The sequence below is a fragment of the Corynebacterium sp. genome (assembly GCF_022712275.1).
Classification (GTDB): domain Bacteria; phylum Actinomycetota; class Actinomycetes; order Mycobacteriales; family Mycobacteriaceae; genus Corynebacterium.
In genome coordinates this window covers 89,564-108,250 of sequence record NZ_JALAGU010000054.1, presented here as the reverse complement: position 1 = coordinate 108,250, position 18,687 = coordinate 89,564, and the positions used below count along the sequence as shown (strand labels likewise).

The window sequence follows — 18,687 nt, the reverse complement described above, 5'->3', positions numbered from 1 at the left end:
GCGATTCACGAACCCCTGTATACCAGCGGTCAGGAGGCGGGTGGCGGGACCGGAGCCGAGGCGAGGGTGTCCGCGCCGTGTACGCCGGTCGAATCGGCCGTTCCGGTAGTGGCGTCCGTCCCCTGACGCTTGCCCCGCCACCATTCCACGGCCAGCGGAATCACCGACAGAGCCACGAGCAGGACGATGATGAGGTCGACATGGGCCCGGATGAAGTCGACCCCGCCGAGGAAGTACCCGGCGACGGGGATGATGCAGGCCCAGGCGGCGCCGCCGATGATGTTGTAGGGCACGAAGCGGCGGCGTTCCATGCCGCTGATCCCGGCGAGTACCGGGACGATGGTGCGGATCACCGGGACGAACCGGGCGAGGATGACCGCGTGCGGGCCGCGGGTGACGAAGAAGTCCTGCGCCTTGCCGATCCGTTCCTCACCGATCATCCGGGCGGCCCGGGAGCGCAGGATCGGTGGGCCGGCCCACCGTCCGATCTGGTAGCCGGTCTGGTCTCCGATGACGGCGAAGACGACGGCGACGGCAAGCAGCTGCCACAGCGGGAACACGGGGTCGTCGCCACCGGTGAACAGGCCGGCGACGAAGAGCAGGGAATCACCGGGCAGGAAGAAACCCACGAGCAGGCCCGTCTCGGCGAAGAGGACCAGGGCGATGCCGACCAGTCCGAAGGCCGAGACGATGTGCTCGACGTCGGTGACGCTGTTGTAGAAGTCGGTGATGGAATTCACCGGAAGAACGATAGCACCCTTCAGCGCCGGGTGATTACCGTCATGCCGGCGCCTAGCGGCAGTCGGGAGGTGGAGACGGTGCCGGCGTCCACCAGTTCCCGCAGGTGGACCTCGGCGGCACGGGCCGCCTCGGTCTGCCGGTCGGTCCGGGCCGGGTCGCCGGGCGCGCCGTCCAGGAGGGCGTCGAGCAGGACGAGGACGCCGCCGGTGCGAAGTGCCGGGAGCGCGTTGTCGACCGCGGCCGAGAGCAGCTCGGGATCCACGTCGGCGACGATGATGTCGTAGGAGTCGGTCGCCAGACGGCCGATGCCGTCGAGCGGGGCAGAGGGAACGAAGCGGAAGGCGGTGGGACGCAGCCCCACGGAGGTGAAGGCCTCCTTCGCCAGCTTCTGGTGCTGGGCCTCGGGGTCGATGCAGGTGACGTGGCCGACCGGCTCCGTGCCGGCACCGCGGAACCCGGCGAAGAGATGCAGGCCGATCACGCCGCAGGCCGGGGACATGACCACGGCGCTGGGCTGGGCGGAGCCGGTGGCACGGGCGGCGAGGAACGAGAGGAACTCGCCGGTCGCGGCGTCCGGGCTCAGCAGGCCGAACTCGTCGGCGGCGGTCTGTGCCCGGTCAAGGTTGTCGTCGGAGGCGGCGGTGCCGTTGATGTAGGTACGCACGGCGTCGAGGGCGGATCCGGTGTTGACATTCACAGGATCCAGCTTAGGGGGAGGTCACCCCCGACCGGTGCAGGAGGTCCCGGCGAGTCGGGGAACCCGCTGCCCGCCCCGTGGTCCCGTCATGTATATTTGTCAGTGGAAACAGCGCTCTCCGCGGTGCACGCCGGTGGTTCACAGCGAACTTCCAGCCGGTGCGGACCGCATTTCAACCCCGGTGACCCAGAATGGAACACATGACTTCCGCAGTGTCCCCCGATCCCCACCCTGACGGTGACCCCGGCACCGGCACCGGTGCATTCGACCGCGGTGAAGCGGACATGCCGGCATGGGGGGATCTCGTCGCCGAGCATGCGGACGGTGTCTACCGGCTGGCCTACAGCCTTTCCGGCAACCGGCAGGACGCCGAGGACCTCACCCAGGACACCTTCATGCGCGTCTTCCGGTCGCTGAAGAGCTACCGGCCCGGGACCTTCGAGGGCTGGCTGCACCGCATCACCACCAACCTCTTCCTCGACATGGTCCGCCACCGGGCAACGGTACGTATGGAGGCCCTGCCCGAGGACTACGAGCGGGTCGCCGGCGAGCACCCCGGTCCCGAGCGGGTCTTCGAGTTCAACCACCTCGATCCGGCTCTCGCCCGGGCACTGGACGATCTTTCCCCGGAGTTCCGCGTGGCCGTCGTGCTCTGTGACGGACTGGACCTCAGTTACGAGGAGATCGCCGACACCCTCGGACTGAAGATGGGTACCGTGCGTTCCCGGATCCACCGGGCCCGTGCCCAGCTGAGGGCGGCACTGGACCGGACGGCCGGGGAGCTGAGCTATGTGGCCGGGGAATGATGTCGGGCATTTGACGACCGAGGCCGTCGCAGCCCTGGTGGACGGAGAGCTGTCCCGGGGTGCGGAGAGCCGGGCGAAGGTGCACCTGGTGCACTGCAGTGACTGCCGCGAGGAGGTTCGGGCACAGCGCCAGGCCGCGGCGCGGATGCGGGACCAGGCCGGCACCATGTCGGAGGTGCATGCCCCGGGGGCGTTGCTCGACCGGTTGACCGGGATCCCGACGTCCTGCGGGGAGCAGGTCGCTGCGTCGGACGACCTGGACGGCCATGACGCGGTGGGGGTCGACGGGTGCCGGCGACCCGAGTCACTGGGGGACCGGCTGTCCACCTCCGTGCGTCGCATGCTGCGTGTGTCGCAGACTGGGCGGGGTCGGCGGTAGAATCACCCGGGTCAGGGCACAGAGCAGGAAGTCAGGTGGAACACGGTGTTCTCCAGCGTCGGATGGGGCGAGGTCCTCGTCCTGGTCATCGTCGGCATCATCGTGGTCGGCCCGGAGCGGCTGCCCCGGATCATCACGGACATCAAGGCGATGATCCACGCCGCACGTGGTGCGATCAGCTCGGCGAAGGAGGAGCTGGGGGACGACTTCAAGGAGGACTTCGAGGACTTCCGCAAGCCGCTGTCGCAGATCAACGACATGCGGCGCATGGGTGCGCGGGGTCTCGTCAGTAAGGCCCTGCTCGACGACGACCCCGAGTTCTTCCGCGACATCGAGGCCTCGGCACGCGGGGTCAGTGACGCGGTCACGGGCAGTGGGGAGACGACCTCCGCGGCCGGGAGGCAGGCACCCGCTCCGTCCGCTCCCGCGCCCGCCACTCCTCCGGCTCCTTCACCTGCAGCGCCCGCCGGGCCCGCTGTGTCCTCCGGTGCCGGAGACACCACCGCCGCCGATCAGAAGAAGACCGGCGGCGGAGCGGACTGGGGCGACATGGACGAGGGCGACGTCCTCTAGGAGGGCCGACCTGCCTCACCGAGGTGGGGCCAGGCGGGGGATCAGTTCCGTGTGACGCCCAGGTTCAGCGGACGCCCCGCCAGCGACTGACGGCGGGTGACCAGCTGGTCAGCGAGCTCCCCGAGGGCGACCGCGGAGGGGGAGTCCGGCTGGGACACGGCGATCGGGTTACCCACGTCGCCGCCGACGCGCAGATCCGGATCCAGCGGGATCGAGCCCATCAGGGGCACCGGGGAACCGGTGATCTCGGTGAGCCGGTCGGCGACATGCTGGCCACCACCGGAACCGAAGACGTCCATCACGGTCCCGTCGGGCAGCACCATGCCGGACATGTTCTCGATGACACCACCGATGCGCTGGCGGGTCTGCTGGGAGATCGAGCCGGCACGCTCGGCGACCTCGGCGGCCGCGGCCTGCGGGGTCGTCACGATCAGCAGTTCGGCGTTCGGGACCAGCTGAGCGACCGAGATCGCCACATCGCCGGTGCCGGGCGGGAGATCGAGGAGCAGCACGTCCAGATCGCCCCAGAAGACGTCGGAGAGGAACTGCTGGATCGCGCGGTGCAGCATCGGTCCACGCCAGATGACCGGGGAGTTTCCCTCGAGGAAGTGTCCGATGGAGATCATCTTCACGCCGTGTGACTGCGGCGGGATGATCATGTCGTCCACCTGGTTCGGCATGGCGGTGGAACCCATGAGGTGGGGCACGGAGTGACCGTAGATGTCGGCGTCGACGATGCCGACATTGAGCCCGCGCGCCGCGAGTGCGGTCGCCAGATTCACGGTGACGGAGGACTTGCCGACACCGCCCTTGCCGGACGCGACGGCGTAGACACGGGTCGTAGAATCGGGCTGGGCGAAGGGGATGACCGGCTCCGTGGTCGTGCCACGGACCTTCAGGCGCAGCTCACGACGCTGCTCGTCGGTCATCACGTCGGTGGTGACGGTGGCTTTCGTGACCCCGTCGACACTTTCCGTGGCCTCCCGCGTGCGGTCGGTCAGGGTGGTCTTCATCGGGCATCCGGCGATGGTGAGATAGATCTCGACCGCGACTTCGTCCCCGTTGACGGTCACGGACTTCACCATGCCCAGATCGGTGATGGGGCGGTTGAGCTCCGGGTCCTCAACCGACGACAGTGCGCTGCGGACAGCCTCTTCAGTGACAGTAGACATCGCCCGGTATGTTACACCCGGCCGGCCGGATCACCGAGGCCGGTCAGAGGGGCCGTCCTGGCCGTCATTGTCGTCGTGCTCGCGGTCCTCGAGCTTGTCCTCGATGCGGTGGAGCAGATCGGTGAGGTCGTCAAGTTCGTGACGCAGGTAGTCGCGGGTCACGTTCTCACCCACGGCGATGCGCAGACCGGCGAGCTCGCGGGCGAGGAACTCGGTGTCCGCCTTGGTCTCGGCGGTGCGGCGTCGGTCCTCGTTGAGGGAGACACGGTCGCGGTCGTCCTGCCGGTTCTGGGCGAGCAGGATCAGCGGCGCCGCATAGGCAGCCTGCGTCGAGAACGCCAGGTTGAGAAGGATGAACGGGTACGGATCCCAGTTCCACCACATGCCGCCGATGTTGAGCAGGATCCAGATGATGACGAAGACGGTCTGCCACAGCAGGTAGCTTCCGGTACCGAGGAAGCGGGCCACCCGCTCTGCGCCGACGCCGACGGCGTCCCCGTCAAGGGAGAACAGTTTCTTCCGTCGTGCCCCGGTGGGGGTGTCCAGGTCGGTGCGGGCGTAGTTGTCCGGCACGGTTCCTCCTTCGAGCGGTGGTCGGGGCAGCAGTTGTGCAGAGGGTTGTCCGCCGGTCAGGCGGGGGAGCGGAGTTCCCGCCAGTCGTCGTCACGCCAGTCCTCGGGGAGGAGGTCATCGAGCAGGTCGTCGACTGCCACGGCGCCGAGCAGGTGCTGGTTGTCGTCCAGCACCGGGCCGCAGACCAGGTTGTAGGTCGCGAAGTAGCGCGCGGCGGTCTCGATCGAGTCATCTGTGCGCAGAGCGGGGAGATCCAGGTCGAGGATACCGCCGATCAGTGTTGACGGCGGCTCGCGCAGCAGCTTCTGTAGGTGGACACAGCCCAGGTAGCGGCCGGTCGGGGTGGCCTGCGGCGGGCGTACGACGAACACCAGGGAGCTCAACGCGAGCGGGAGCTCGGGGTTGCGTGCATGGGCCAGTGCCTCGGCCACGGTCGCCTGCGGGGTGAGGACCATGGGCTCCGGGGTCATCAGGGCACCCACCGTGTCCGGTGAAAAACTCATCAGACGACGGACCGGCTCGGACTCCTCCGGGTCCATGAGCTCCAGCAGGACGTCGGCCTTGTCGTCGGGCAACTCGCCCAGCAGATCTGCGGCGTCATCCGGGTCCATCTCCTCGAGGATGTCCGCGGCACGCTCGATGGTCAGGGTTTCCAGGATCGCGGTCTGCTCGTCATCGGGCAGTTCGGCGAGGACATCGGCCAGCCGTTCGTCGGCGAGCTCTCCGGCGACCCGGTAGCGGCGGTCGACAGGCAGGTCGTGGAGGGTCTGCGCGACATCGGCGTTGCGCATCTCCTTGAATTCGGCGATGAGCTCGGCGTCCGCGTCCTGCGGCCCCGCGCCGGAGGCCGAGAGACCGTGGACGTGTGAGAAGGGGACGATCGCCGGAGTGGACCGCCGACCGAGACGGCCACGGGTGATCACCGCGACGCGGCTGATGTCCCACTCGCGGGTGCGGGTGAGCTCCAGTTCGACATCGGAGATCTCCACTGCGCGACCGGTGAGGTGTTCGTGCTCGGGGTCGTCGATGTGGACACGGGCACCGATGAGATCGTCCATCACCGAGACCTCGCCGGACCTCGACTTGAAGGGACGCAGACTCACCGAGCTGGTGTTCATCGTCACCTCCTTCGGATCGACGGAGGCGATCCGGAGCATGGGGAGGAAGATCCGTCTCTTCCCGGCGACCTCGACAACGAGTCCGAGGGCGCGGGCACGACGGGCGCCGATACTCACGACTACGTCCCTGACCCGGCCGACGGACTCCCCGTCGGCGCCGAGCAGGATCATGCCGGCCAGTCGGCCGGCGAAAACTCGGGAAGCACTCATAGACCAGAGGATACGTGACGGGGCCGGGGCAGCACTCAGAGCCAGCGGTTGTGGCGGAACAGGACGATCAGGCCGGTGCAGATCGCCACCATGAGACAGATGACAAGGGGGTAGCCGAAGGTCCAGTCCAGTTCGGGCATCTTCTCGAAGTTCATCCCGTAGATGCCGGCGATCATCGTCGGCACCACCGCCACCGCCGCCCAGGCGGAGATCTTGCGCATGTCGGTGTTCTGCTGCAGTGAGATCTTCGCGGCCGCGGCGTCCACCAGGGAAGCCAGGCGTTCGGCGAAGTTGCCGGTACGGTCCGCGGCGAGGATCTGGTGGTCGAGCACATCGCGGATGTAGGTACGGCTCTCGTCGACGATGCTGTCGTGGTCGGAGACCAGGAGCTTCAGTGCCACCGTGAGGGGGTCGATGGCGTGGCGGATCTCGAGAACCTCCCTCATCAGCAGGTAGACCTCCTCGATGGAGAAGGAGACCGACGGTGCGAATACGGTGGTCTCCATTGCGGTGACGTCGTCCTCCAGCTGGAGTGTCACATCGAGGTAGTGGTCGACGATCGCGTCGGCCAGGGAGTAGAGCACGGTCTGAGGCATGAAGACCCGCTCGAGGTTCTCCGTGACCCGGTCGGTGGGGTCCGGGGTGTCCCCGTGGGTGACGGTGACGACGAAATCTCGGCCGAGGATGACCTGCGCCTCGCCGGTGGTGACGTCCGGGGTGAGGTCCGTGTCGGTGCCGCCCGGGGTGTAGTTCACCGTACGCAGCACGAACAGCATCTGACTCCTGTAGCGCTCGAACTTCGCCCGCTGGTGTGCGCAGACCGCATCCTCCACGACGAGTTCGTGGATGCCGAAGACCCCGGCGATCCGGTGCATGAAGGCCTCGTCAGGTTCCGTCACATGGACCCAGCAGAAGTCCCCGTCGCCCAGTGACTCGTGGGCGTGGCGCAGTGCCTCGATGTCATCGGCGGTGGTGCCGAGGTCGAAGCGTTCGGCGGTGCCCTCGTCGGCGATCCTGCCGGGTGTACTGCTCCGGTACTCGGCGCGGTAGACGGTGCAGTGTGCTTCTGCGACAGAGAGGGGACTGCTCATGCTGACAGTCAACCAGATCAGTGCGTGATGTGGCGGGGCGTTACGGTGCACCCCCGCGTCAGTGACTACTCTGGTCGGGACGGACAGCACCGAACCGAGGGAAGGACCGGGTGACTGACAACCATGACCCGACTGATCGCCGGCGGCCTCTGCGGCCTCGCCGTGATACTCGTCATCGCGGGGAACTCCCTGTGGATCCCGCATGCCGTGGCGGGCGCGGTGGCGGCGGCCGGGGCACTGGCCAGCGACCACAACCGGTGGTGGGGACTGATCCCGTGGATCGCCCTGGTCGTACTCATCATGGCGGTGTGGTTCTGATGGGCCCCGCCGGAAGGAAGACAGTGGTCGCGCTCGCCGCACTGACGGCTCTCACGGTGCCGCTGGCGGCCTGCAGTTCCACGGCCACGGTACCGCAGCAGGCGGCCGTCGCCGCCTCGACAGAGGGGCCGGTGACCGTCGGAGCGACCGACGCTCCGCTGCAGCAGGCGTTGGCGGAGAAGATCAGCTCGAAGCTCGAGAGCGCCGGACGCAGCGTCGAGGTGACCACGGTGGACGCCGGTGACCGCATCGCGCAGGTGCGCGACGGCGAACTCACCGTGGTCACCGGATGCGTCGGCGAGCTGCTGGACACCCTTGACGCCGCCAAGGGGCAGGAGCTGCGGGGGCTCTACGCGGAGGCTCAGGAGGCCGGGGACGTGGACCGTGACATGTGGCGCGACATCACCCACTCCACGATGGTGTCGGCTCTGCCGACCGACCTGCAGGCCGCGGATCCGGGCCAGTCGGTGGCCTGTGAGGATGATTCGCTGCCGCAGAACACCGTCGCCCTGTTCGCCAAGCCGACCATGGACCGCAAGGATCGTAAGGCCCTCAACGACGTCGCCGGGGGAGTGACGACCGAGGACCTGCGCGCCGCGGCGGACTAGGCCGGCGGAGACAGACACAGACCCCCGCACCGGAGCATCCGGTACGGGGGTCTCTGTCTGTCGTTCTCCGGGAGTCTGCCGGGTGTCAGTCGGCGAAGGCCTCGTTGAGGAGAGCTTCCTGCTCAAGGTGGTGGACCTTGGCGACGCCGGTGGCGGTGGAGGACTGGGCGCGGCGGGAGATGCGCTTCATGGTGAAGCCCGGGATCCGCTCCGGCAGGTTGAGGGCCAGGAAGGGCCATGCGCCCTGGTTGGCCGGCTCATCCTGGACCCAGCGGACCTCGGCGCCCGGGTAACCCTCGGCGACGGTTTCGCGGATTCGGTTGTGCGGGATCGGGTGCAGCATCTCGACGCGGACGATGGCGACATCGTCGCGGCCCTCGTCGGCGCGCTTCTTCTCCAGGTCGTAGTAGATCTTGCCCGTGCACATGAGCACCTTCTTGACTCCGGCGCGGTCCTTCGTGCCGTCGGCGAACCGCGGGTCGTCCAGCACCGACCGGAACTTCGTCACCGTGGTGAAGTCCTCGACCGTGGAGGTCGCGGCCTTGTTGCGCAGCATCGACTTCGGGGTGAAGACGACCAGCGGGCGACGCATGGTGCCCAGTGCGTGGCGGCGCAGCAGGTGGAAGTGGTTTGCCGGGGTGGACGGTTGGGCGATGGTCATCGAACCTTCGGCAGCCATCTGCAGGTAGCGCTCGATACGGGCCGAGGAGTGGTCCGGGCCCTGGCCCTCGTAACCGTGCGGCAGCAGCAGGATGACGCTGGACAGCTGGCCCCACTTGGCCTCGCCGGAGGAGATGTACTCGTCGATGATGGTCTGGGCGCCGTCGGCGAAGTCGCCGAACTGTGCCTCCCAGGCGACGACCGCGTCGAGGTTACCGACGGAGTAACCGTACTCGAAGCCCATACCGGCGTACTCGGTCAGCGGGGAGTTGAAGGCACGGAAGGAACCGCCGTTGCCGGCCTTCCGGGCCACCTCCTCCAGCGGGCTGAAGGGCTGGTTGGTCTCCGAGTCGAAGAGAATCGCGTGACGCTGGGTGAAGGTGCCACGCTGGGAGTCCTCACCGGCGAGACGCACGAGGCGTCCCTCACGGGCGAGGGAACCGAAGGCGAGCAGCTCACCGAAGGCCCAGTCAATCTTGCCCTCGCGGGACATCTGGTGGCGACGCTTGACCACGGAGCGGACGCGCTGGTGGATGCTGAAGCCCTCCGGGGCGTCCACCGAGAAGCTGTCGCCGATCTCGGCGATGACGTCCGGGGTGATGGAGGTGTCCAGCCCGGTGGTCAGGGCCTGACCACCGGCGATTCCGGTCTGGGCGGCCGGGGAGGCGCCCGTGATGCCTTCCTTGACCTGGTTGAAGACGGCCTCCAGCTGGCCGTGGAAGTCATCGGCGGCGCGCTGGGCGTCCTCGGCGGTGATGTCACCGCGTCCCACGAGGGTGTCGTGGTAGATGGAACGCACGGTCGGGCGGTCCTCGATGATGCTGTACAGCTCCGGCTGGGTCATCGACGGGTCATCGGACTCGTTGTGACCGCGACGTCGGTAGCAGACCATGTCGATGAAGACGTCCTTGCCGAACCGACGGCGGTACTCGACAGCCAGCCGGGCGACCCAGACGCATGCCTCGGGGTCGTCACCGTTGACGTGGAAGACCGGGGCGTCGAAGCCCTTGGCGATGTCGGTGGCGTAGTGGGTCGAACGGCCACGGTCCGGGGTGGTGGTGAAACCGATCTGGTTGTTGACCACGACGTGGACCGTACCGCCGACGGTGTAACCGCGCAGCTGGGCCATGTTGATGGTCTCCTGGACGATGCCCAGACCCGTGAAGGCCGCGTCACCGTGCATGAGGATCGGCATGATCGGACGCTGCTCGGCGTTCGGCGACAGGTCCTGGTGGGCGCGGGCCAGACCCTCCATGACCGGGTTGACGGCCTCGAGGTGGGACGGGTTCGCGGTCAGGGTGACCTTGATGTCGTTGTCGCCGAACATCTGGGTGTAGACACCCTCGGTACCCAGGTGGTACTTCACGTCACCGGAGCCACCGGCGGCGGCGGGCTCGATGTTGCCCTCGAACTCACCGAAGATGGTGGAGTACGGCTTGCCGACGATGTTCGCGAGGACATTGAGGCGGCCACGGTGGGGCATACCGATGACGACCTCTTCGAGACCCTGTTCGGCGGCCTGGTCCGCGGCGGCGTCCAGCATCGGGATGAGGGCTTCGGCACCCTCGAGGGAGAAGCGCTTCTGGCCGATGTACTTGGTCTGGAGGAAGTTCTCGAAGGCCTCGGCGGAGTTCAGCTTCTGCAGCAGGTACTTCTGCTCGGGGTTGGACAGCTTCTGCTGACCGGCCTCGATGTGCTCCTGCAGCCAGAGGCGCTCGTCCTTGTCGAGGATGTGGGTGTACTCGGAGCCGACCTTGAGGGTGTAGGCCTTCCGCAGGGTCGCGAGGACCTCACGCAGGGTCATGGTCTCGCGACCGGCGAAGCCGCCGACGTTGAACTTACGGTCCAGGTCCCAGAGGGTCAGGCCGTGGCTCTCGATGTCCAGGTCGGAGTGATCCGGCACCGGCAGTCCGGGCTGGGCCCAGTGCAGCGGGTTGATGTCGGCGATGAGGTGACCGCGGGAGCGGTAGGACTCGATGAGCTGCATGACGCGGGTGGACTTGTCCACACCGGAGGCCGGCATGTCCTGGCACCAGCGGGTCGGGGCGTAGGGGACACGCAGGGAGATGAAGATATCGTCCCAGAAGCCGTCGTCGATGAGCTGGCGGCTCATGTCACGCAGGAACTCGCCGGACTCCGCACCCTGGATGATCCGGTGGTCGTAGGTCGAGGTGACGGTGACGAGCTTGCCGACGCCCAGATCAGCGAGACGGTCTTCGGAGGCGCCGGCGAACTCGGCCGGGTAGTCCATGGCACCGACACCGATGATCGCACCCTGGCCGTTGGTGAGTCGGGGCACCGAGTGGCGGGTGCCGATCCCACCGGGGTTGGTCAGCTGGATGGTGACACCGGAGAAGTCGTCCATCGTCAACTTGCCCTGGCGGGCGCGGACGACGATGTCCTCGTAGGCGTCGACGAAGCCCTCGAAGGAGAGGGTCTCGCACTCGCGGATGGCGGCGACGACGAGGTTGCGGTTGCCGTTCTTGGAGACGAGGTCGATGGCCAGTCCGAGGTTGATGTGCTCGGGGGTGACCACGGCGGGCTTGCCGTCGATGACCTTGTAGCTGTTGTTGATTGTCGGATGCGCCTTGACGGCATTGATCAGCGCCCACCCGAGGATGTGGGTGAAGCTGATCTTGCCGCGACCCTGGGACCGGAGGTGGTCGTTGATCATCGCCCGGTTCTCGAACATGAGCTTGGCCGGCATGTCCCGGACGGTGGTGGCCGTCGGGATGGTCAGCGAGGCGTCCATGTTCTTGGCGATCGCGCGCTGGGCGCCCTTGAGGTTCGCCTCGCCCGGGGTGAGCGGCTCGGCGGCACCCTTCGGTGCCGGGGGAGCGACGCGGGTCGGGATCGGGTTGGCAGACGGTGCGACATTGCTGCCGATGGAGGCTGCGGCACTGACCGGACGCCCCGTGGTCGGGGCGGACGGGACAGCGGCCGGGGAGGTCGCGGGGGCGGTCGACGTGGCGGCGGCAGGGGTGGCCGCCGGGGCCGTCACGGTCGCGTCCTTCGGAGCGGCTGCCGGAGTCGCGTCACCGGTGGTCTTCCCCTCCGAGAAAAAGTCCCGCCATTCCTTGTCCACGGACTGCGGGTCCTCCTTGAACTGCTGGTGCATCTGGTCGACCAGCCATTCGTTGGAACCGAAATTGGAGCTGTTCACAGCAGGTCCTCGCCTCATTTCATGATGTTGTCAATCTCGACCAACCACCCTACTACATGTGGCCTTTACCACGATGTCGCAGGGGCTGTCCGCGGAACCATCGACAAACCATATATTTTCAGTTGTTTCCCGAACGGGGGGCACGCCCGATCTGTCCGGTGTCGGCTAGCATGGGTGACGGTTCCGACGGCGTACCCGGGTGATGTGCCCGGGGCGAGACCCGTTCGGAGTGGACCGTAGGAGGTTCCCCTCGTGGGTTTCTATGTGGACATCGCTGAAGCGCTCGACGCGGAGGGGATAGAGTCCCGTGTCAATGACGGCACCCTCTTCGTTCCGGTGTCGGAGGATCTGGAGGTCCAGTTCGTCGACATCACCGGGGGGACGGGGATCCCCGGTGCGAACGTCTTCCTTGCCATGGCCGATGTCGCCGAGGATGACGAGGAGTTCGAGGCGGCCCTCGTCGGCGTCGTCTTCTCGGTGGAGGACGCCGTCGCCACGGTAGCCCGCCATGTCGCCACCGACCTGGTGGTCGGCACGGTCCGCGATCTCATCGAGGGGACCGACCCCCGCGTCGTCGATCTCGAGTTCGTCCAGGATCCGGTGGAGGCGCTGACCGTCAGCGCTGAGGTCGGGGAGAGTTCGGAGATCGTCGTGACCTTCGAGGGGGAGGAGGGGACCCCCACCGCACGGGTGCAGTTCGTGACCCTCGGCGAGGACTTCGAGGACCTCATGGACCAGGCGGTCGCCGAGATCTGGGACGAGGAGGAGGACCCGGATCCGGAGGACGACGCCGACGGGGCCTCCCATGCCTCCGAGGTCGACCGGCAGCGGATCCTGGAGGGCCTCGTCCACGATATCGCGGACATGACCGAGGAGATCCTCGAGCTCGGGTCCTACCGGGACTTCGACCGGCTCTTCGACGTTCTCTTCGTTGCGCAGGAGCAGGCCTCGGCCTGGGAGGAACTCCTGGTGCCCCTGGAGGAGCTGTGGGAGGACGAGGAAGCAGACGACGCTCACGACGCCGACGACTGAGCCCCCTCCCGGCCGTCCCTGACAGCACGACGCCCACCCGGTCCGGACCCCGGACGGGTGGGCGTCGTATTGTCCCGGCGCTGTGGAGCGGGGGCCTACGCCAGCTCGGCGGGCTCCATACGGGCCGGATACACCTTCGGGCGGGCGCCGGCGATGTCCTCGACGATGCGGATCACCTGGTTGGAGTAGCCGAACTCGTTGTCGTACCAGACGTAGAGTACGAGGTTCTTCCCCTCGGCGATGGTCGCCAGGCCGTCGACGATGCCGGCGTGGGTGGAACCGACGAAGTCGGAGGAGACGACATCCGGGGACTTGATGTAGTCGATCTGCTGACGCAGGTTGGAATGCAGGGCCACCTTGTGGAGGTACTCGTTGACCTCGTCACGGGTGGTCTCCGTGTCCAGGTTGAGGTTCAGCACGGCCATCGACACGTCCGGGGTGGGGACGCGGATCGCGTTACCGGTGAGCTTGCCGGCGAGGTCCGGGAGGGCCTTGGCGACGGCCTTGGCGGCACCGGTCTCGGTGAGGACCATGTTCAGACCGGCGGAGCGGCCACGGCGCGGGCCCTTGTGGAAGTTGTCGGTGAGGTTCTGGTCGTTGGTGAACGAGTGGACCGTCTCGACGTGGCCGTGGACGATGCCGTAGCGGTCGTCGATGACCTTGAGCACCGGGGTGATGCCGTTGGTGGTGCAGGACGCCGCGGACAGGACGCGGTCCTCCGGCACGATGTCCTCGTGGTTGATCCCGTACACGATGTTCTTCACGTCGCCCTTGCCCGGGGCGGTGAGCAGGACCTTGGACACTCCCTTGGACTCCAGGTGACGGGACAGGCCGTCCCGGTCACGCCAGGCGCCGGTGTTGTCGACGATGATGGCGTCGTTGATGCCGTAGGAGGTGTAGTCGATGCCCGAGGGATCGGAGGCGTAGATGACCTGGATGGCGGTGCCGTTGGCCCAGATGATCTCGTTCTCCTCGTCGACGGTGATCGCACCGTCGAAGGCGCCGTGGATCGAGTCGCGGCGCAGCAGGCTGGCGCGCTTCTCGATGTCGTCGGAGCTCTTCTTGCGCAGCACGACAGCGCGGAGCCGGACACCCCCGTAGGTGGCCTCGCGGGAGATGAGGATGCGGGCCAGCAGACGCCCGATGCGGCCGAAGCCGTAGAGGACGATATCCGCCGGGTCCTTCTCGGAGTGCTGGTTGATGACGTCGGTGAGCTCACGCTCGAGGTACTCGCGCAGGTTCCTGCCGCCTTCGGCCTCGAACCCGGTGGCCAGCCGGCCCAGGTCGATGGAGGCGGTGCCGAGGTTCATCTCCACCAGTTCCTGCAGGATCGGCAAGGTGGAGCTCAACGGCAGCTCGCGGTCGGTGACCAGACGGGCGTACCGGTGGCTCTTGATGATGTCGATGTCGGTGACATTGACGAGCAGGCGGCCGAACACTGAGGTGACGACGTTGTGCTCGTTGTGCAGCCGGGTGATCAGCGGGAGGATCTCCTGCGCCAGGGCGATGCGGTTGCTCCAGTCGCTCTGGTTTGCGGGGGCCTGTGCAGTCATGGGGGTCCTGTTCGAAGTCGTGGAGACGGTATCTGACGGGCATGTCCGGACGCGTCGGGTTCCGGGTGTGCTCCCGGGTGGGGTGCCGGTTCACCCCTACGGTAGTTCAGACCCCACATGGCGTCCTAGTCGCGTGTCTGTTTACGGGGTTACCGGTGACTCCGGCTCCCCCTGGTGCCCTGTGGGTTCCTGGTCCAGGGCCCGTGCGCGGCGTCGGGTGAGGGGATAGAGCACACTCATGCCGACGGTGAAGATGACACCGGCAAGCAGCGCCGACCGGTACTCGGCCAGCCAGAACATCGTGCCGAAGGTGATGAGGATGACGGCGATGGCGAAATACTGTCCCCAGGGCCAGAACGGCACCCGGAATGACAGGGAACCGGGGTCGACCTTCTCCCGGCCACCCCAGCCGTAGCGGCTGGCGAGGTGGGCCAGCAGGATCATCAGCCAGACGAAGACGGTGGCGAAGGTCGCCAGTGCTGCGATGGACTCGAAGAGATCCGCCGCGGTCGCGTTCCACAGCTGCAGGGCGACACCGGTGACGAGGACGCAGAGCATCGCGCTCACGGTCGTCACGGGGACGCCGTTCCTGCTCAGCTTCGCGAAGACCGAGGGGGCGAGGTGTTCGCGCGCCATGCCGAAGACGACGCGTCCGGCACCGTAGAGGTCCGAGTTGATCGCCGAGAGTGCCGCGGAGAGTACCACGACATTGAGCAGCGCCGCCGCCCAACCGACGCCGAGGGTGCTGAAGATCTGGACGAAGGGGGACTCCTCGCCGGTGATCTCACGCCACGGCGTCACCGAGACGATGACGAGGATGGCCAGGACGTAGAACAGCAGGATGCGCACTGGAACGGTGTTGATCGCCTTGGGGATGGCGGTCTTGTAGTCCTTGGCCTCCCCGGCGGTCACTCCGATGACCTCGGTGCCGCCGAAGGCGAAGAGCACGAGAATCAGGGAACTGAGGACGCCGGTGGCGCCGTTGGGGAACAGGCCCCCGTCATTCCACAGGTTGTCGATACCCGCGGATCCGCCGGTGTCGACGTTGAACACGAGGATGACCGCGCCGCCGACGATCATCGCCACGACGGCGGTGACCTTGACGATGGTGAACCAGAACTCCAGCTCGCCGTACCAGCGGGTGGAGGCGAGGTTGGCGGCGGCGACAATGATCAGGGCGACCGCGACCCAGACCCAGCTGGCGGTGTCCGGGAACCAGAACTTCATGTACAGCGCCACGGCGGTGAGGTCTGCCAGACAGACGATGATCATCTCGAAGGCGTACATCCAGCCGGTGATGTACCCGGCCCAGCCGCCGAGGTACCGACGGCAGTGCTCTGCGAAGGATCCGGCGACCGGTTCAGCGACGGACATCTCGCCGAGGGCGCGGAGCATGAAGTACACGACCGCGCCGCCGAGCAGGTACACGAAGACCACGCCGGGACCGGCGGCGCCGATGGCGCCGGAGGACCCGTAGAACAGACCGGTGCCGATGGCGGACCCGAGGGCGATGAAGTGGATGTGCCGGTGGGTCAGGGCCCGGTGCAGCTGGCGGGTGGTGCTCGCCGACGGTCCGTGCGGGGTGGGCGTACCGGACGGCGAGGACGGGGAAGGGGAAGCTGGGTCAGTCACGCAGGTCATCCTAGATCGTGATGTCCCTTGTCCCACATCATGGGTTCAATCTGGAGTAGAATACGCCGAATCGCTTTTGGAGTCCCGGACACCTATGATGGGGGTAATGACTGAAACTGAGAACGTTTCCGGCGACGAGAACCAGCCGGACACCTCCCAGTCGACGGTTACTCAGAACGATCTGCTCGAGACCTCGGGGGAAGCCCCCCTGAGCGTCGGTGACATTGTGGGCGCAGATGATTCCGAGAACACCGCGGACAGGGATGTCACCGAAGAAAATCCTGCAGACAACGACAATACTGAGACTGAATCCGGTTTCGCGGGCCTCGGCCTGCCCGACCGTATCCTCGCCGCAGTGAAGAAGGTCGGCTATGTCACGCCGTCCCCGATTCAGGCGGCCACCATTCCGGCTCTGATGGACGGGCGCGACGTCGTCGGTCTTGCCCAGACCGGTACCGGCAAGACCGCGGCCTTCGCGCTGCCGGCCCTGTCCCGCCTGGACACCACCGAGCGCCGCCCGCAGGTGCTCGTGCTGGCCCCGACCCGTGAGCTCGCGCTCCAGTCGGCCGACGCCTTCGAGTCCTTCGCCAGCCACATCGGTGGCGTGAGCATCCTCCCGATCTACGGCGGTGCCCCCTACGGCGCACAGCTGTCCGGCCTTCGTCGTGGCGCACAGGTCATCGTGGGTACCCCAGGTCGTATCATCGACCACCTGGAGAAGGGCAGCCTGGACCTGTCCCACCTGCGTTTCCTCGTTCTCGACGAGGCCGACGAGATGCTCAACATGGGCTTCCAGGAGGACGTCGAGCGCATCCTCGCCGACACCCCGGACTCCCGCCAGGTCGCCCTCTTCTCCGCGACCATGCCCTCGGCGATCCGTCGTCTGTCGAAGCAGTACCTCAACGACGCCGAGGAATATACCGTCAAGTCCGAGCAGCGGACCGGTGACAACATCACGCAGGACTACCTGATGGTGTCGCACCGCAACAAGCTCGACGCGCTGACCCGCATCCTCGAGGTCACCGAGTTCGACGCGATGATCATCTTCGTGCGCACCAAGAGCGACACAGAGGAACTCGCGGAGAAGCTGCGGTCCCGTGGTTTCGAGGCCGCCGCCATCAACGGTGACATCGCGCAGAACCAGCGTGAGCGCACCGTCGACCAGCTCAAGGACGGCCGGCTCGACATTCTCGTGGCCACCGACGTCGCTGCCCGTGGCCTCGACGTCGACCGCATCACCCACGTCTTCAACTACGACATCCCGCGGGACACCGAGTCTTACGTGCACCGTATCGGTCGTACCGGCCGCGCAGGCCGCACCGGTCGGGCGATCCTCTTCGTCACCCCGCGTGAGCGTCGTCTGCTGAAGAACATCGAGCGTGCGACCAAGTCCCACCCCAACGAGATCCAGCTGCCGGGTGTCGACGAGGTCAACGAGGCCCGGAAGAACAAGTTCTTCACCTCGATCACCGAGGCCCGCAACGGTAAGCAGGTCGACCTCTTCCGCGATCTCATCACCGGGTACGCCGAGGCCAACGAGGTCACCCCGACGGATATCGCCGCCGCCCTGGCAGCGAAGATCCAGGGCCGCGAGGCCTTCTACGTCCAGGAGATCCAGGAGCCGCAGCGTCGTGAGCGTCGCAGCCGGGACGACTGGGACCGCGGCGAGGAGAACCCGGGCGTGCACCGTCCCTTCTCCGAGCGTTTCAACCGGGACGCCCCGAAGGTCACCGACCGCAACGGCAAGGAGCTGGCTGTCTACCGCGTCAGCGTCGGACACCGTCAGCGCGTCCGTCCGGGCGCCATTGTCGGTGCGCTGGCCAACGAGGGCGGACTGAACTCCCGCGACTTCGGCCGGATCAGCATCTTCTCTGAGCATTCGCTCGTGGAGCTGCCGGCGGATCTGCCGAAGGAGGTCTTCGAGCAGCTCGATCAGACCCGGATCTCCGGCAAGCTGATCAACATCGAGCCGGACCCGGGTGCCCCGGCCGGACGTCCCGCCCGCAACCGGCGCGACCGTGACGACCGTGACGGTGACCGTCGTGGCGGCGGTCGCGGTGGATACGGCGGACACGGCGGACACGGCGGACACGGCGGACGCGGTGGACGCAACGACCGTGGCGGCTACTCCGACCGCGGGCGTTTCGACCGCGACAAGGGCAACCGCGACCACGGCAACCGTGACCACGGTGGACGCAGCAGCTGGCGCGGCAACCGAAACGACCGGTACGACCGTAACGACCGTAACGACCGCCGTGGGGACCGTGGCGGTTACCGGGGTCGTCGTGACCGCGACTAGTCAGGTCTGACAGACCACCAGATCCACCACCCCTCATGTCACCGGGAGACCCCGGAACTGAC

General features: G+C 67.1%; 16 protein-coding genes. 7 read left to right on the top strand and 9 right to left on the bottom strand.

Annotated elements, in window-relative coordinates:
* Positions 1-29: 29 nt before the first annotated feature.
* Both Q0A27_RS14390 and Q0A27_RS14385 read right to left on the bottom strand, forming a co-directional pair.
* A complete protein-coding gene (locus Q0A27_RS14390; protein ID WP_291476463.1) occupies positions 30-740 on the bottom strand; it encodes a DedA family protein in 711 nt (236 codons plus the stop codon).
* Positions 741-760: 20 nt separating this feature from the next.
* Positions 761-1,438 carry an O-methyltransferase gene (locus Q0A27_RS14385; protein WP_291476462.1) on the bottom strand — a complete coding sequence of 226 codons (678 nt, stop codon included), beginning with the start codon at positions 1,436-1,438 and terminating at the stop codon, positions 761-763.
* A gap of 191 nt (positions 1,439-1,629) precedes the next feature.
* Here Q0A27_RS14385 and sigE point away from each other — a divergent pair, with 191 nt between their 5' ends.
* Genes sigE through tatB form a run of 3 tightly spaced genes read left to right on the top strand, consistent with a single transcriptional unit; the run spans position 1,630 to position 3,196 of the window.
* Complete coding sequence (gene sigE / locus Q0A27_RS14380; RefSeq protein ID WP_291476461.1) at positions 1,630-2,244, top strand: RNA polymerase sigma factor SigE; 615 nt, start codon at positions 1,630-1,632, stop codon at positions 2,242-2,244.
* On the top strand, positions 2,228-2,623 hold the full coding sequence (locus tag Q0A27_RS14375; protein ID WP_291476458.1) for a zf-HC2 domain-containing protein: 396 nt from the start codon (positions 2,228-2,230) through the stop codon (positions 2,621-2,623). Before sigE ends, Q0A27_RS14375 begins: the two co-directional genes overlap by 17 nt.
* A 45-nt stretch (positions 2,624-2,668) precedes the next feature.
* Positions 2,669-3,196 carry a Sec-independent protein translocase protein TatB gene (gene tatB / locus Q0A27_RS14370; protein ID WP_291476456.1) on the top strand — a complete coding sequence of 176 codons (528 nt, stop codon included), beginning with the start codon at positions 2,669-2,671 and terminating at the stop codon, positions 3,194-3,196.
* Positions 3,197-3,237: 41 nt separating this feature from the next.
* Here the strand turns inward: tatB and Q0A27_RS14365 are convergent, their stop codons facing one another.
* Genes Q0A27_RS14365 through Q0A27_RS14350 form a run of 4 tightly spaced genes read right to left on the bottom strand, consistent with a single transcriptional unit; the run spans position 3,238 to position 7,360 of the window.
* On the bottom strand, positions 3,238-4,368 hold the full coding sequence (locus Q0A27_RS14365) for an Mrp/NBP35 family ATP-binding protein (RefSeq protein ID WP_291476455.1): 1,131 nt from the start codon (positions 4,366-4,368) through the stop codon (positions 3,238-3,240).
* Positions 4,369-4,398: 30 nt separating this feature from the next.
* Complete coding sequence (locus tag Q0A27_RS14360; protein ID WP_291476453.1) at positions 4,399-4,941, bottom strand: DUF1003 domain-containing protein; 543 nt, start codon at positions 4,939-4,941, stop codon at positions 4,399-4,401.
* Between the two features lie 56 nt (positions 4,942-4,997).
* Positions 4,998-6,269 carry a CBS domain-containing protein gene (locus tag Q0A27_RS14355; protein ID WP_291476451.1) on the bottom strand — a complete coding sequence of 424 codons (1,272 nt, stop codon included), beginning with the start codon at positions 6,267-6,269 and terminating at the stop codon, positions 4,998-5,000.
* Between the two features lie 35 nt (positions 6,270-6,304).
* On the bottom strand, positions 6,305-7,360 hold the full coding sequence (locus Q0A27_RS14350) for a magnesium and cobalt transport protein CorA (protein WP_291476449.1): 1,056 nt from the start codon (positions 7,358-7,360) through the stop codon (positions 6,305-6,307).
* 123 nt (positions 7,361-7,483) lie between these two features.
* Between Q0A27_RS14350 and Q0A27_RS14345 the strand changes: the two genes are divergently transcribed.
* Positions 7,484-7,678 carry a hypothetical protein gene (locus tag Q0A27_RS14345; RefSeq protein ID WP_291476447.1) on the top strand — a complete coding sequence of 65 codons (195 nt, stop codon included), beginning with the start codon at positions 7,484-7,486 and terminating at the stop codon, positions 7,676-7,678.
* Complete coding sequence (locus Q0A27_RS14340) at positions 7,678-8,286, top strand: hypothetical protein (RefSeq protein ID WP_291476531.1); 609 nt, start codon at positions 7,678-7,680, stop codon at positions 8,284-8,286. The genes Q0A27_RS14345 and Q0A27_RS14340 overlap by 1 nt, the downstream gene beginning before the upstream one ends.
* An 85-nt stretch (positions 8,287-8,371) precedes the next feature.
* Here the strand turns inward: Q0A27_RS14340 and Q0A27_RS14335 are convergent, their stop codons facing one another.
* On the bottom strand, positions 8,372-12,127 hold the full coding sequence (locus Q0A27_RS14335) for a multifunctional oxoglutarate decarboxylase/oxoglutarate dehydrogenase thiamine pyrophosphate-binding subunit/dihydrolipoyllysine-residue succinyltransferase subunit (protein WP_291476446.1): 3,756 nt from the start codon (positions 12,125-12,127) through the stop codon (positions 8,372-8,374).
* 234 nt (positions 12,128-12,361) lie between these two features.
* Between Q0A27_RS14335 and Q0A27_RS14330 the strand changes: the two genes are divergently transcribed.
* On the top strand, positions 12,362-13,141 hold the full coding sequence (locus Q0A27_RS14330; RefSeq protein ID WP_291476444.1) for a hypothetical protein: 780 nt from the start codon (positions 12,362-12,364) through the stop codon (positions 13,139-13,141).
* 95 nt (positions 13,142-13,236) lie between these two features.
* Here Q0A27_RS14330 and Q0A27_RS14325 read toward each other — a convergent pair whose 3' ends face one another.
* Both Q0A27_RS14325 and Q0A27_RS14320 read right to left on the bottom strand, forming a co-directional pair.
* On the bottom strand, positions 13,237-14,694 hold the full coding sequence (locus Q0A27_RS14325) for a glyceraldehyde-3-phosphate dehydrogenase (protein ID WP_291476442.1): 1,458 nt from the start codon (positions 14,692-14,694) through the stop codon (positions 13,237-13,239).
* Positions 14,695-14,835: 141 nt separating this feature from the next.
* On the bottom strand, positions 14,836-16,326 hold the full coding sequence (locus tag Q0A27_RS14320) for an amino acid permease (protein WP_291476439.1): 1,491 nt from the start codon (positions 16,324-16,326) through the stop codon (positions 14,836-14,838).
* Between the two features lie 106 nt (positions 16,327-16,432).
* Between Q0A27_RS14320 and Q0A27_RS14315 the strand changes: the two genes are divergently transcribed.
* Positions 16,433-18,625, top strand: a complete 2,193-nt coding sequence (locus Q0A27_RS14315; protein ID WP_291476437.1) for a DEAD/DEAH box helicase — start codon at positions 16,433-16,435, stop codon at positions 18,623-18,625.
* Positions 18,626-18,687: the final 62 nt, after the last annotated feature.